Origin of the sequence: Microbulbifer taiwanensis (genome assembly GCF_014904815.1) — a bacterium.
In the GTDB taxonomy this organism is placed as follows: Bacteria; Pseudomonadota; Gammaproteobacteria; order Pseudomonadales; family Cellvibrionaceae; genus Microbulbifer; species Microbulbifer taiwanensis.
This window is the reverse complement of the sequence record NZ_JACZFR010000032.1, coordinates 92,864-107,730: the sequence shown is the minus strand read 5'-3', so window position 1 is coordinate 107,730 and position 14,867 is coordinate 92,864. Positions and strand designations below refer to the sequence as shown.

The 14,867-nt window shown below is 54.6% G+C and carries 6 protein-coding genes; 3 read left to right on the top strand and 3 right to left on the bottom strand.

The window, feature by feature from the left end:
- The first annotated feature begins 20 nt into the window (after window positions 1–20).
- Entirely contained in the window at window positions 21–1,478 is a 1,458-nt protein-coding gene (locus IG627_RS12720; RefSeq protein ID WP_193192747.1) for a hypothetical protein, read from the top strand.
- Window positions 1,479–2,714: 1,236 nt separating this feature from the next.
- Window positions 2,715–10,526: an RHS repeat-associated core domain-containing protein gene (locus IG627_RS12715; protein ID WP_226865037.1), complete on the top strand. Its 7,812-nt coding sequence runs from the start codon at window positions 2,715–2,717 to the stop codon at window positions 10,524–10,526.
- A 215-nt stretch (window positions 10,527–10,741) separates the two neighbouring features.
- On the opposite strand, the gene IG627_RS12710 is transcribed toward IG627_RS12715, so the two are convergent.
- From IG627_RS12710 to IG627_RS12700, 3 genes are all read right to left on the bottom strand, one after another.
- A complete protein-coding gene (locus IG627_RS12710) occupies window positions 10,742–11,167 on the bottom strand; it encodes a hypothetical protein (RefSeq protein WP_226865036.1) in 426 nt (141 codons plus the stop codon).
- A gap of 295 nt (window positions 11,168–11,462) precedes the next feature.
- Complete coding sequence (locus IG627_RS12705) at window positions 11,463–11,843, bottom strand: P-loop NTPase family protein (RefSeq protein WP_193192744.1); 381 nt, start codon at window positions 11,841–11,843, stop codon at window positions 11,463–11,465.
- A 327-nt stretch (window positions 11,844–12,170) separates the two neighbouring features.
- Complete coding sequence (locus IG627_RS12700) at window positions 12,171–13,109, bottom strand: homocysteine S-methyltransferase family protein (RefSeq protein WP_193192743.1); 939 nt, start codon at window positions 13,107–13,109, stop codon at window positions 12,171–12,173.
- A gap of 581 nt (window positions 13,110–13,690) precedes the next feature.
- Here IG627_RS12700 and IG627_RS12695 point away from each other — a divergent pair.
- Window positions 13,691–14,734 carry a GlxA family transcriptional regulator gene (locus IG627_RS12695; RefSeq protein ID WP_193192742.1) on the top strand — a complete coding sequence of 348 codons (1,044 nt, stop codon included), beginning with the start codon at window positions 13,691–13,693 and terminating at the stop codon, window positions 14,732–14,734.
- Window positions 14,735–14,867: the final 133 nt, after the last annotated feature.

Sequence of the window (14,867 nt, the reverse complement as noted above, 5' to 3'; positions counted from 1 at the left end):
GATCAGATAAAGGATATATCATGAGTTCTTTGGTTCCAATCTTACTTTCTATTGGTGTTTTAGGTCAGAGAGTGGAGCCTCCTTCTTACTCTGCAATGATCAGAACCCACTTCGATTATATGTCGGAAGAACTGGCAGTGCCTATTGGTCAGGAACTCGAGGTTGAAGACTCGGGCGTCAATTTTGAGGATCTGCGTCGCTCTTATTGGGCGTCTGCTACTACTGGTGGAGACGGAAACTATTATTATCACACCGTATACTTTCCACCGGCAGTGGCAACTGAGTACTGGTCGGCCGTTGTCGACATGACAGGAGATGGGCGGCGAGACCTGGTATTTTACAGAGACGGTGATTTAAGACTGAGCGAGAATATTGGCAGCGTTTCTGAGCACGAATACGCTGATCCTGTTGACTTGTTTGGCGAAGGAAACTTCGTTCTAAGCGAGGTTGGCAATGGTAAATTACCGCTAAAGCTTCAGATCTCATTTGACCTTATCGGATCCTCAGGGACCGCAATGTCATCCGTGGACTATATCGGCTTGCAAGATGTGAATCGCGATGGCAGAACGGATGTCGTGGATGCCCGCAATCCAGGGCATTGGATCATCTATCTTAATAGGCCTTCCGGGGGTAGCGCCCTTATTTATTGGGAGAAAATTGAGGCCCCTGTCAATTACCTGGTTGAAGAGTGGCGAGCACGGGTTTCAGTGGGTGATAGCGGGAGCGGCTTTGAGAATGGCTGGATCTCCGGCGCTCGCTTTCCGCTTTCCTGGACGCTGTCGGGTATCGAGATGGCTGAGGCCAGGGCCTACAAGTTCAGCGGATTGAGTCTCGATTGTAGCTATTTGAGCCCGCTTTTTCCACTGGAGTATCCCGGGCAGGCCTGCGCTTGGGAAAGAAAACCTTCGAAGGACGTTGCCTGGACTGTGGATGGTTCTCCCCGCTCGTATAAAATAATCGCCCTGCGCGGGGTAGACGACGATGCCGTTCTGGATGTCGCCGGCGTCGAGTGGTCGCCAGGATTTCGTTTTGTTAGAGGATGGGAGCCGGAGGAGTTACGGATTGCTGTGCAGGAGCCTGAGTGCCGAGACCTGGAGCCGTTTGGTCAGGACTGTGAGCCGGATGTCTTCGTTGCGCCGGCCAAGACGCCGTGGAATCACTACGCGGGTTTCCATCCGGGGCCTGGGGAGGTAGTGTTACCCAAGCCGGAGTCGTTAAACAGCGACTCACTCACACAGATTGAAGTGGAGTTGCGGGAAGAATATGATCGTTATATCGGGTGCTTCGAGAACGGCAATTTGTATTGCGCTGCGCTCGAAATTCAGGCGTATCAGGAATGCTACTCCTGGTATGGCGGCCGCCGCGGAGACCTGAAACCCGGAGACGGCTACGATTGCTTGGTTGAGGATTCGTCGACTCGTTGGAGAGGCTATTCAAGAGGTATACGGCCCGTCTCTGGCTTGCCAGCGTCGCCGTGAGCACCAGCAAGCCAACAGTCGGAATAGCGCTTTACCTGCGTCGAGGATCTCGCGGCTCTTGGGTTCATAAGAGGCGTAGTAGAAACAGAAAAGATGTATCGCATGGCCACTTTCGCCCGACAGGGCGGGGTGGAGATCCGGCCGATGTCCGATTGTAAACGGATTTCCAGGCCCAGTGCCAAGCATCGCGTCGCTGTAAACCTGGACTCTTCTGAAACAGTTTTCCTGGTTCGAAGTCGTGAGCGAATGCGGATATTGCGCAACTCCAGTCCGGAAACAGAGACCGGCTTTGCGGTTGCGCCAACATTGCCGCAGTGGTAGTAATCGGTGGGCTGTCCTGCGCGGGCGGTCGTCAGTTCTTAACCAAAGTGGGGGGCTTGGTTCCCGCTCGGAAAAACGACGGCGCAGTTGAAGATTCGCCGCGTTCGGTTTGAGCCTTCCCAGGAGTTTGCAACCATGATTTGGTGGGCGGATTCTGACGGCGCTCACTAGGATCCCGGAGACCTTGCGGGGTCATTTTCCTCAACCGCGGCTTAAGCCGGTACCTGGCGCCTAGTGTTGGCGGTAGAAGCGCTCTTGCGTCCTATGACGCGCGCAAGCGTTCGGTGCCGGTGATTCCGCGGTTTTTCCTCTGCGTAAGCGCAGTTCAGTATTCTCGTTTTAAACATCACAGTGGAACTCCCGTTATTGGCGTCTGGATAGTGGAAGTCGTGCCCACTGCTATTGGACCATTTCTTTCGGGGATTGCTCGGCTGACAGTTTTCTCGGCGTTCCAGTCTGCAGTGGTTTCGCTCGCGCAAGTCCTTTCGCCGGTTTACCGGGGGGCTTCATAGATGAGTTCACGGCCAAATGTCCCTTTCCTGGCCTTCTCGACTTCCCGTATATGCGTTCGCCTCTGATAGGATTTTTTCCTAATCTTTTCGGTCAGTCTCCGCTATTGCGGATCAGAAATAAAGGTGAAACGGAATGGTTTTGCATCAACTTTTCAGAGTCGGAGCCTCCAGGAGAGTGGCGCTTCTGCTGGTGTGGCTGGCGAGCAGCTGCGGTGTGGTATCCGCGCAGGTTGTGGAGCCTCAGGCCGCGCTAGCGACCAATGCGGTGCCCGGGAGCTCGACCCCGGGAATTTCATTACCCTTGGGGTTAATGCCTGAGCGCGTCGGCCTCCCGTTGCCTTTGAGTGTTGTCCACGGTGGCGGATCGCGCGCCGGAGCGGCCGGACTGGGTTGGGAGGTCCCCTTGAGCTACGTCAGGGAAAGCAGGACCCCAGCCGGCCGTTTGCCATTGGAAAGTGGCGATGTCCCATTGAATCTCCATGTCTCAATCAATGGTGCAGCAATTGACTTCGTGCCAGCTTCGCTGGATGCAAGCCGCTATGTGGCAAGGGATCGGTCTCTGGGATCGGAGCTGCTCAGGGAAGGCCCCGATTTATGGGTATTGCGCCATGGAATAATGGAATATCGCTTCGAGCGCATAGCCGGTACAAATCCTGACACCTATTATCTTGTTCGAATTGATCACGCTGTGTCTTTCAATCGCTGGCTACTGGCTGGTATTCCGATGGAGTATGAACGGAAGTCCGACAGCCGGGTAGTACTGGGTTATGACGTTGCCAGCCAGGAGGGTTCTGTAGAGATTCGCCTGAACCAGCTTCGTTATAACCATCTGCCGGGAAGCGAACAGACCAGCTGTCCGGCGAGCGTGGTAGACCTGGTTTACCGGCAGCCCAGCGAATTGGGCCTGGATAGCGAGAGTGGTCCTATCGCAGACGGCGTCCTTGACGTCCGTACGGCGGCTTCCGCCGGCGACTCTTATAAGTCGACGGTGGTCACCCGGGTGCTAGAGCGGATCGATTTGCTGTCCCGATCCCAGGGCTGTGCCGTACCGTTGGTTTCCCAGGCGCAACTGGTACTTGACTACGATGTCGATCCGGATCTCAAGCAGCCGCGTTTGCGCGGTGTCGATCGGCACGGTCGCGAAGGAGAAGCGGGCGCACCATTGCCCCTGGCGCGCTACGACTACGCCGATTTCACGGATGGCGGCGGTGCCTTGGCTTATGATCCCGACGAGCAGTGGATGGATCCGGCGGTGCTGCCGGCCGATATGAAGCCGAGTTTCTCAGATGTTGAATATGTGACTGTGCCTGCCGTTGGTCAACAGGTAACCACCGCAGACGGCGTATCTCCGGAGCTGCCCGAGGATACCGATATTACCCGGGCCTATTGGTCCTATAGCGTTGAAGAGACGCATAGCACTACTCCCCCAGGCCTCAGGCATAGGTTTTCTTTCCCGGCGGCAACGTTGGAAAAGAGCTGGACTGCTTTTGTCGACTTGACTGGCGATGGCCTCCCCGATCTGGTGTACCGCAGCACTGACGATGGCGAACTTAAACTCGCTCGCAACCGATCCACGGATTCCAGTTTGGACTTTGAAGAGTCGGTGAACCTGTTCAGCGAAGGGAATTTCGACATGAGCGAGGTTGGCGGTGGCAAGCTACCGCTCAATCTGCGTTACACCACGGATGTCGCCGAATCGGATGGGCTGGCTACTTCCTCTGTGGATTATGTTCGCCTGCAGGATTTGAACGGGGACGGCCGCCTGGATCTTGTGGATGCCCGAACTCCCGGTGAATGGGTGGCCTACATCAATACGCCACCCAGCCACCGGCAGGATACTTCCCCGGAGTTCGGCCCCAGCGGCGACTATCCCATTTACTGGATGAAGACCCGTATACCAGTGGACCACTTGGTTGAAGAATGGCGGGAGAAGGTGAGGCTGGATGAAAGTAATCTGACCATCGATAACGGCTGGATTTCCGGCGACCGATTTCCGTTGTCCTGGACCCTGTCTGGTATGGAGTTGGCTCAGGCCAGGGCGTTTGACTATTTTGGATGGAATTTAGGGAACTTCTGCACTGACCTCGACGTGCTGGATCCTCTTTCAATGCCACTGGCGTCCTGCGCCTGGGAGAGAAATACTGCCGCTGACATTACCTGGAGCCTGGACCAGAAGTCTGATTCCTACGTCGTTATTGACACCAGGGATATCAATGGCGACAGCTATCCCGACTTGGTGAGTATCGATTGGCCTCAGGGCTTTCAATTCGTTGGCGGCTGGACGCCGAAGAGCCTACAGAAATCTATTCCCGATGCAGAGTGCAGGGCATTGGGCCTATTCGGCCAGGATTGCGAACCGGATGTTTTTTCCGCGTCGGCAGAGCCGCCGTGGGAACACTATAGATCCAGTGTGGCTCCAGTGGTATTACCAAAGCCCCAAGGCGATAGCACTCTCATTGAGCAGCAGATGTCGCAGAGCCACAGTCGATTTCTCGATTGCTATTCCGATGGCGCTGTAGAGTGTACTGGCTTCCAACTATCTGCGTATGGGGATTGCTACTCGTGGTACGGTGGTCGTCGCCGCGACCTGAAACCCACTGATGGCTACAACTGTTATGTTGAGGACTTGTCTGTGCGTTGGCAGGGCTTTACTCGGGGCATTAACACGCCCCCGAAACGCGCGCTGAATGTGCACTACAATGTCGCCGGGGCGCGCCTTGGGCCGCAATCGATTACCGGTGGCAGACTGTTCGCGCAGTCCCGAGCTCCGCTAGTGAACTCGATCGGCGCCTGTGGCGGTGTCCAGCGCTGGACCAGCGACGGCGAGGAAGGGGTCAATGAGCGTAGGACCCTTCGGGTTTGCGGCCTAGTAGAGGCGAATGGGGATGGCTTTCCGGACCTACTGCACAGCAGCGGTGGCGCACAGTTGGGCACCGGCGACGGCTTCCTCGATCAACGTGTACACGCTCAGGCTGGGAGAACAGAGCAGCTGGCGCGTCTGCCCGTTTGCAACGCTTCTGGTCGGCGCCATCCCCACCACCTAAACGACCCGGCGCAGACACCGTCGCCACAGAACCCGTCTATCGTGAGCTATGCAAACTGGATGGATCGAAATGGGGATGGCCTGCCGGATTCTGCCAGTCGCCTGGGGACGGGTGGCCGAGTAATGGTCAATTACCATGTTGCCGAGAAGTCGTCCAAGGGCACCTTTGACAGCGATGCCGGTTGCGATGACAGTGCGAGAGTGCAGGAGATGCTGGTTGATGTCACCGGCAGCGGCCTCCCAGATCGAGCTCGTATTGTCGGCAGCGAGCTGCGTATCCGAAAACCGGTAATCATCGGTACTGGTGGGAGCGTTGAGGACAGGGGCTTATGGAATGCCGGCAAGCTGATTCGCGTTACCGACGGATTCGGTGCGGGCATGGAATACCGATATACCAATGCCAAGCGAGACCCCTGGGGCAAACATCAGGTGCCATTTGCAGAAATTGTGCTGGAGTGGAGCCGACCAATAGGGGGCCTGGGCGCGCCGGGAGAAAAACTGCAGGAGCCAACCTACTATGCCTACGGTGACAACGCAATGCGCTACGATACCTACACGGAGCGGTTTGTGCCCACAGGCTATCTCTATACCGCGGAAGTGCGCGGCAAGACCCAAACGTCGGGCACACAACTGGGGCAGGTCAAGGGGAAGGGGCAGGTCGTAATCCGCCGTAACAACAGCTTTGACCCGATAACGCGCGATTGGCTGGTCGGAACCCGCGACCAGGTAAGAAGCTACGAAGGATACTTCTTCAGCGCCCGGGACCTGCTAATGCAATATATGACCGGAAGTTTTGACGGTGATGTTTATTATACCGGCAACAATGACAATACCATCGAAGCATACCTTTATCCGCCGAGCTGGGACGACCTGCCGCCCGAACACTACGACAACGGGCGATGCGAGCGGCTCGATTTCCCCTACGGGGGAATAGGTCAGGCAGAAACTCCCGTTGCATCCAGAACCTGTGCCGACCAGGGTATCCTGGTGGTTCGCAGTGAGCGTGAGTTCGAGGCGTCGGCGTACTTGGCCAGAGATCACAGCGAAAGCTTCCACATTGTCGATCCCTACCTTCGCAACGTTAAGCGTCAGACCCTCGTAGAGGAATGGGACGATCGAGGAAGACCGCTGCGGGTCAAGAATCAGGGAGATTACCGCGATGCAGAAGATGACTTCTGCACCCACTATGAGTACGCCCAGTCTAACCATGATCAATGGAAGGATAAGGAATTCCAGCCGTTGAACCTATTGGCCAAATTAACTGTAGATGACTGTTCAGGTAAGGTCGAAAGGGAAAAAACTTTTTACTACGAAGGGAGCGAACAGGAAGTGGCTGGGGAATACCGATTGTTCCCCTATGTCGAGACAATAGAAACCCGTTTTAGGACCCATAATGGGACAATTCCGTCGAGCCCCACATATTTGCGCAGTGTCAATGAAGGAGCTGTTGAGTATCGCAACGTTTATGGCCAAGCATTGAGAGTTACGACCAGAAACCACAACCCGATCAGTACAAAAAGCGTGGTTCGGACTACGGAGATCGACTACGATAATTTCCAGATGGTCCCGGTTCGCCGGAGTGTCAGGGCATCCGACGTCAGCAACTTTGCAAAGAGGGAGGCAATGAATTACGAGACAGGCAGTTACAGGCTGGCGTCGCTGACTGATCTCAATACCAATGTCAGCACTCTCTTTGGTTACGACCGCTACGGGCGACGCACAACCACCGCGATATCCAGTCCCGGACATTCCGGTGGAGCACCGCAAATTATCAGCGCGATCGAGTATCTAGGTGAGGACAGCCCGGACCATGCTGGGAGAAAGCTGAGATTGCGTCGCTTTGAAAAGTGGTATCCTCTGGAAGACTATGCTCAGGGCACAGCTGTCGATGGGGAGCTTTGGACCGAACAACGCTTTGATATATTTGGTCGCCTGGCCCGGATTGACAAGTATTTGGGAGAAGACCCGGACTACGGCGACGCCAGGTTGGCTGTGTGGAGTGCTGAATACGATGGGCAGGGCCGTGTAAGCCATATCAATCATCCATTTGTAGTCGGCGAGAAAGAAGATGAGTTGGTGTCCACGTACCACCATGCAGATCTGAGTAGCGACCCATTCTGTGTAGTTACTGCACCCGGTGTACAGAAGAGTCCGCCTCTTGTAGAGAAAGTTATTGAGAAAGAAACGATCGAGATTGGCACGCCGTCCACCAGTTACGTATTCCCTGTAACCGATGGAGGCCGTGAACTGATTAGCCATTGCTCGCTGATGACTTTTCAAATGGGGCAGCGCAAGAAAATCTCGATCTCCCCGTATTCCCTCGCATCTGATGATCCACAGGATATTTCCATGGAGGTCAGTATCTATGGTGCAACTGGACAGCTGGCTGAGCGTAGAAGTTGGCTGTCGGGGAAAGATAACGCCCGGGACCTTATGCGTCTCGATTACGATCAGTTCGGAAATCTCCAGTATGTTTCCCGCTACCGGGATACGGAGGAACTGAATTTCCCGGGGCAGGCGTTGACTTGGCAGTATGAACACGATGGTCTGGGCCGGACAACCCTGTTCGCCAGCGATGGAATAGAACCTATTCATTTCCGTTACGATGAATGGGGAAATATGAATAAAGTGGGGCAGGCCTCCGTCAATGCCGAACTTGGCGTGAGTTGGAAGGGGTATGAGCACGACGGATTCGGTAGGCTGAAGCGCTGGGAACTTCTCACAGACGACGGGTTGTTCAGGCTGACCCCCAACATCTGGGGAGCCCGTTACTCTTATATAGGAGATGGGCAGACTGGTGCGGGACATCTACGCGCGATAGAGAGAAGTCAATCGCCAATCGTCGAATTTGAGTACGATGCATTTGGCCGCAGGTCAATGACCCGGCATTCTATGGGTGCGAGCCTGATATCGGAGGTGGAGTGGGAGTACGACGGCCTGTCTCGCATAGGTGGGCAGAAGCGTCGCTCCAGCGCGACCGATATGGCGGAAGAGCTTATCAATTTTCGCTATGACAGCGCTGGTCGAGTGCGCGCGGCCGAGTACAACTTTGGATTGATTTCATCGACGTTGAAAAATATTGTGACCATGGATCCGTGGGGGCGCCCTCTCAAGTCGGTACTCGGTAATAGCTCAGTTAGGGAGTTCCAATATGGAACCAGCGGCCATCGTCGGCTCGAGTACGTTTACGAGACTCTTCCGGGAGTGGCTGCTGGAGATGGGCCCATCCGCCGCATTCACTTTGGAAACTACCTGGGACGCCTGAAAAGCGTCACTAGCGAACGCGTGGAGTCCAAGCTGGCGCTCACTGCGGTTGCCTCAGGTAGCATACATCAAGGTTATTGGTACAACGACTTGAATCAACTTATAGGATTCAAGCAAAAGGATACCCTGAACAATTCTTGGACTCATGATTATGAGTATGCCTACGACTCATTGGGAAATTTACAAGATACGGTCGACCACTCCCAGGATTCGAGTGTTTATACGCGTTTCATTCCCCGGCAAGACGATATGGACAAAATTTGTCGCTATGAAATCGGCTTCGAATCTGGCCCCGAGCAGTCGACAGTATCGAACGAACTTTGTACTTTTGAGTACGATCGGCGGGGTAATCTCGTCAAGTATCGAGATCCGCTTAGCAACGCTGAACGGCAACTTTGGTATAACGATTTGAATGAGATTACGAAAATAAAGCTAACGCTCAATGAGCAGATCAGTTATCGCTACGCTGGTGACGGCAGTGTCAGCGAGCGCAGAGATCACGCACTCGGAGAAACGATGTTCCAACTTGGATCGGTGGGGCAGCGCCGAGGCGGGGAAAATGGAGAAAGCGTAATCTGGGAAAGTACCTTGCCCAGTGGCGCCTCGCTTCGCGGTACCACTGAGGCTTCAGAGCTTTACTATGCCGGTTTCCAAACCAATTCAGCCAATACTACTCTGGATGATGCTGGCCTTGAGTCGAGTTTCAGTTCATATAGCCCCTACGGAAAACCGACTGAACGCATTGAACCCGGCCACACAGCGGTGAACCAGCGCCGCTGGCACGGTACGGACGTCTGCAACCCGCTTCCTGCTAGTGGCGGTTGTCGTATGTACGACAAATTGTACCGGATGGGTCCGCGCGTTTATGATGCTGAAATCGGTCGTTTCCTGCAGCGGGATCCGCTGGCAATTCCTCGGTCCGCGATCAAGGCCAACCCGTATCACTATGCTTGGAACAACCCGATTGTCTTCAATGACAGCAGCGGTCTTGACCCCGTTACACAAAATGTCAAGGTGCTAGAACCAAGTGACAACCCCGGCGGCATGGCAATGGGCACAGCGCTATTGGACTTCGATTATGTCGGTTTCCCTCTGGCCAGGGGAAACTATAAAGTTCTGGGTTTTGAGTATTCTGTCACTGGATTCAGCGGAACTGTATTTTCTGCCGATACTAGAACCGGTAATCGATATGGAGTAGGAGTGGGCGCCAGTGTATTGAATGGTCAGCTGGATTCAGGGGGGATTGGGTTCGAACCGCTCAAGCTTGGATTTACCAGTAAATATGCACCCGACGACGTGGGCATGGAGTCTGAGGTAGGTATTGGGGTACAGGCATCTAACCTCGCTAAAGGCCAGTTGCCTTTCGGACCGATTGTTAACCTGAAATGCGTCCCAGGTAGTGGCCCTGAATGCCAGCAGAGAATAATGAATATACAGACAACCGCTTATACGAATGGAGATATGCTCCATACACCGGGGGTCGCAGTAGTGCCATCGTCTGCTTTTGTGAACGGTTTGCTGCACTTAGAGCCGCGTCCAGTGGATCTTCAAGGGGGGGAGTCTCTCGCTTATGATCCGACTGTATCGAGAATGGATAGGCGTACCGGTCGCAGCAATATCGAATCTGTACCCGGTGACGGCGGCGATATAGGCCTACCTCCTGTCGGCTACTTTGCTGACCAAAGCGGAAACCTGCTGCCGCTAGGGGGATTTAGCGGTTTCGGCGGTGGCTTCGGTTGGGATAGCTCATATAGCTTTTCCCGACCGGCCCTTCCAAGCGCAGGGGGGGGGCAGCTTGGCCGATATGGAGGAGGGCTATTAACTACTTTAAGGGCGGCAGTGGGACTAGTGGGGGGAGGGACTAGCTCTGAGTCCAGGTATCGCACCTCCGTAGAAGTCAAGCCATAGTGTGTATGATGCCTCTGTCATTTGCCAATGTGCAGTAAAGCTGGTAGTCGGCGCCCCTAGAACGGGGGCGCTTATGAAGGTCTATCTTCGCGGACAGGTTTATTTACTGGGTGAGAATACCTTCCTTGGAAACTGGGGTGAGTGGTGCCGCCAAGTCGGTAGGAGGGGGCTTTGGCGGGGGCCGTCGTTTCTGGCGGCCCAGGCATACCGCCGACTCAAATCACCACTGTGTATTCCTTCTTCGCTCCGACGAAGCTGTCAAACAGCGCCTTGTGCTTGTCAAGGCCGAAACCATCCCGCCTGTATTCATACTGTCCAACTGAAGCAATGATCCGATCAAGCGGCGTTTCTTCCTTACTGGTCTCATCTCTATGCTTGTTATTCCGAGGCTTGTTTATGCAGCGGCTTACACATGCCTCACACCCAGGGTTCATGAAGCGCAGTTCTTCGCAGAAGCCCATCGCTGCCTGAACGAGATCGCACTGGCAGCCCTCGATCACCCAATTCTCATTCCACTCCGCAAACTCGTAAAGGGCGCTGAGACTGTCTACTAGGTATTTTCCATTGGCCTTGTTGTCCCAGTAGAGTTCGTCCAGGGATAACCAAGCAATGTCTTTTAGCCCGACCAGGCGTTGAGCCATTGCGCTTTTTCCGGATCCAGTACATCCGATAATCAGGATTCTCATGACTGGCACCTCCGCGTAATTTCTGCTTCTGTCGTTTGTAATTTAGGCGTCGGTATATGTTGTCGTTATGCTGGTTCTGCCGTTAACCGTGCAGACCGGCCGTTACGCCATCTTGTGCCTCAATTGCATTATTTTGATGGGGCTTTTCGTGCCGATTTTCAGCTTAGACAGTCTGACTCTCGCTAGGTGGTTTGGAGGGTACTGAAAGAGACACGGCTTCCATCTTGGAAGCCGCGGTAGGTTCCGTATTTTAAGTATCGCCGTTGTATTCCGTTTTGAGTCCGGCGAAGCTTTCGAACAGCTCGCGGTAGCGCTTGGAGCTGTAGATCTCTTCCCCTGCATTGTCGTTGCTGGGATTCCCCGTCACTCCTTGACTGATATAGCGGAGCTCTTCGCAATAGGGCAGCGCCACTTCGGCTAGGTCACTGTTTGCGCATTCAACAACCCAATCCGTATGATCTTCGAGCACGTTGCGCAGCATGTTCAGGCCCTCCTCCAGCGTGTTGCCTGTCTGTTCACAGCTGTTGGTCAGTTCATCCAAAGGGAGCAATGCAATATTTTCTCGGCCAATCAGTTGCTCGGCCATCGCTTTTTTACCCGAGCCGATATTTCCGATAATTAGAACTTTCATACCAGGACCTCCGAGATTCCGTTCTAGATGCCTAAAAATTAACTAGTTCCTGGCGTCGTCACAGTGTGGCATGGGTCGGAGTAATGCGAGACTGGCCGTTCGCCACGATGATGGCGCAACCAATTGATTTTATTGGAAAATTTCTTGTTCTTTTGTGCCAGTATCGGGGCGGACCGGTGGTTCCGGGTCAATGGGGGGGCTATAAGGACCGACTACTTCGCGATGGCCGCGCCCGCTGGGCGCTCATGCATGGTGTTGGGGGAACCGTGCAGGGGCGGCCCGGGGCGCGATGGAGTTTTCAACGGCTTCCGAAGAATAGACAGGGTTCTACAAGCAGCGGCTTGCGATGGACTCCAGATGGCGGCAATCGGTTCCACAGCAGCCGCCGAGTACTTTCAACCAGGGCATGGATTCCAACAGCTGTTTGTACTGGCTGCCGAGAGCATCAGGGTCCCCTTCGTCGAGGGTGGTGCTCTCGTCTAGCTCTGCGTGGCTTTTCGCTGATGCATTCGCGCGAATGCAGCCCACTCGGTGGCGCCAGTCACCGCCCCCCATTAATGTGCTCGCAAAGTGATTCGGATGGGCGCAATTAATCATAAAATAGGGCACAAAGCCTCCGGCTGCCTCGTCCGTGCGCGTAATGGCATCTGCTAGACTTGAGCCGTCCGGCAGGCGACCGTCGGTTTCCACAGTAAAAGAAATCGCTATGGGAATTCCTGCACCTTTAGCCGCCAGGGCCACACCTATGGCCTCATCGACATAGTTGAGAGTCAGTGCGGAGGCCATATCTGCATCCGTTTGTGCAAAGATTTCTATCTGGGGAGCATGGTATTGCCTGGCCTCTTCGATGCTCATCATTGCACCCGGCATGTAGCCATCGCCGCGCGGACCGATATTACCACTGACGACGATGGGGGAGCCCGCAGATTCAAATTCACCCCTGAGCTCAAGCATTAGACCGATTGCTCGCCGATTTATATCTGCCAGGGTTTTGCCGCCGCAATTGACTTTTCTAATCCAGTCCGGGCTGGCGCGCCAAGTCGGCGATTCCAAGACAAAGCCACAGCGATGGTGCTCGGCGATACGCAGGTAGCTGCGATAGTAGTTACGCAGTATCGCGATACCCTCCTCGCTAAGGAGCAAATAGAACGCAGCGAACTGGGGAAGCTCCAGACCTTGCTGGAAAACGAGGGTTGTCTCCATTCCGCCGTCTGTGAGGAACATGGCGCCGTCTAGCTGGGGGAGATGATGTCGGTATTTGCTCATGGTCGAGACCTGGATGTTGGGAAGGCGGGTTCTGGAGTCTTAGTTTTGACTCTGCGACAGAATAGAGTAAGTCCCCCGGTAAAGCGGGCGTCTTTTATGCAATAAAATTGTTAAACAGGCCAAGCCAAACGTAGGACCCGGCGACAATTTGAGTCCAAATCCAGTGATTTTCGCTGGAACAAGTGCAGCCGTGGAAATCGGTTTCAAGCGCAATTCCTGTTGATACTTGTAAGACGCCGAAACCTCCGGTGACTATCGATAGGCCCAGGAAAGTTTCTCCGCGCTTGCCAGGTGCGCGCGTTTGGCGGCGGGACCACATGCAGTACCGGGGGTATGAAGCTTTTTCCGCAAAAACAGGGCCGTATGGGCCTGCTAAGGTTGAAGCCTTATCCGAAAGACAATCGATGTAAAAAAATGGGTTTTGCTGGCATTTATGTCTTTCTTTAAAATTTTTTATAGAAAATTATTTCGCATGGCCATTGCTAATTGGGCGCCATGTTCTATTTGGCCTAAGTGGGAATAGGCTGAGGTATCGTTACAATGCCCTACTCAATAGGAGCGCCACTCGGAAACAAGTCGCCATGAGATCAAAGCCTGTCCCTGTTGCAATTCTGACTGTGCCGGAGACTTCTGGCTCTGCTCTCTACGGAATGTACGATTTGTTCCTGTCTACTAACAGGGACTGGGAGTATCTGACCACCGGCAAGCCCGGCGTCGAGGTTATCAGGCCGGTGCTGGTCTCCCGCTGTGGCGAGCCGATAGAAGTAATGAACGGTGTGAAGGTGGCGCCCCAGGCTTCGCTGGCGGACTGTCCTCCTGTGGAAATTGTCTGTGTGCCCGAAATCACTGTGCCGCCCGGGGAGGCTCTGCAGGAGCGCTTTGCCGAAGAGCTCGAGTGGCTGCGGAAAAAGCATCGGGATGGCGCTATATTGGCCGCAGCGTGTTCAGGCGCCATGCTATTTGCAGAAGCGGGTTTGCTCGATGGCTACGAGGCGACTACCCACTGGGCCTGGTGTGATGAGATGCGCCGGCGATTTCCAAAGATATCGGTGCAGGAGCATCGTGCGCTAGTGGTAAGTGGGGAGGGGCAGCGACTGATAATGGCCGGTGGTGGAACTTCTTGGCTGGACCTGGCGCTCTACCTGATTGCGCGAACCGTGAGTGTTGAAGCCGCTATGCAGGTGGCAAGAGTGTGGGTGATTGACTGGCACCACGTGGGCCAACAGCCGTTCGCCTGCCTGGCCAGAAGCCGGCAGGCGGAGGATTCTCTGATCGCCCGCTGCCAGGTTTGGATCGCGGAAAATTACACAGAGGCAAGCCCAGTCACGGCCATGATTCAGATGTCCGGCCTAGCCGAGCGCACTTTTAAGCGCCGATTCAAACAGGCCACTGGTATGCCGCCATTGGAATACGTCCACACCCTCCGGCTTGAGGAGGCCAAGCAGCTACTGGAGAGCGGGGAGCAGCCCATTGAAATGGTCGCCTATGAAGTGGGCTATGCGGATACAGGGTTCTTTAACCGACTGTTTAAGAGAAAGGTAAACCTGACCCCGGCGCAGTACCGGAGGCGCTTTGGAGCGGTGCGTCGATCTTTGGTCACACAATTGGAAGGGGCGGCGAGTTAGCTTCGCCAGCGTGCGTCGTCTTTGAGCTGAGACGAAAATATCAGCCCAGCGCAAGATAACTCATTGAGTGGACTGTTGCCGCGCATGTGCCTTGACACATGCGGGCAAAAGTTTGCACAAATTTTTTCACTTT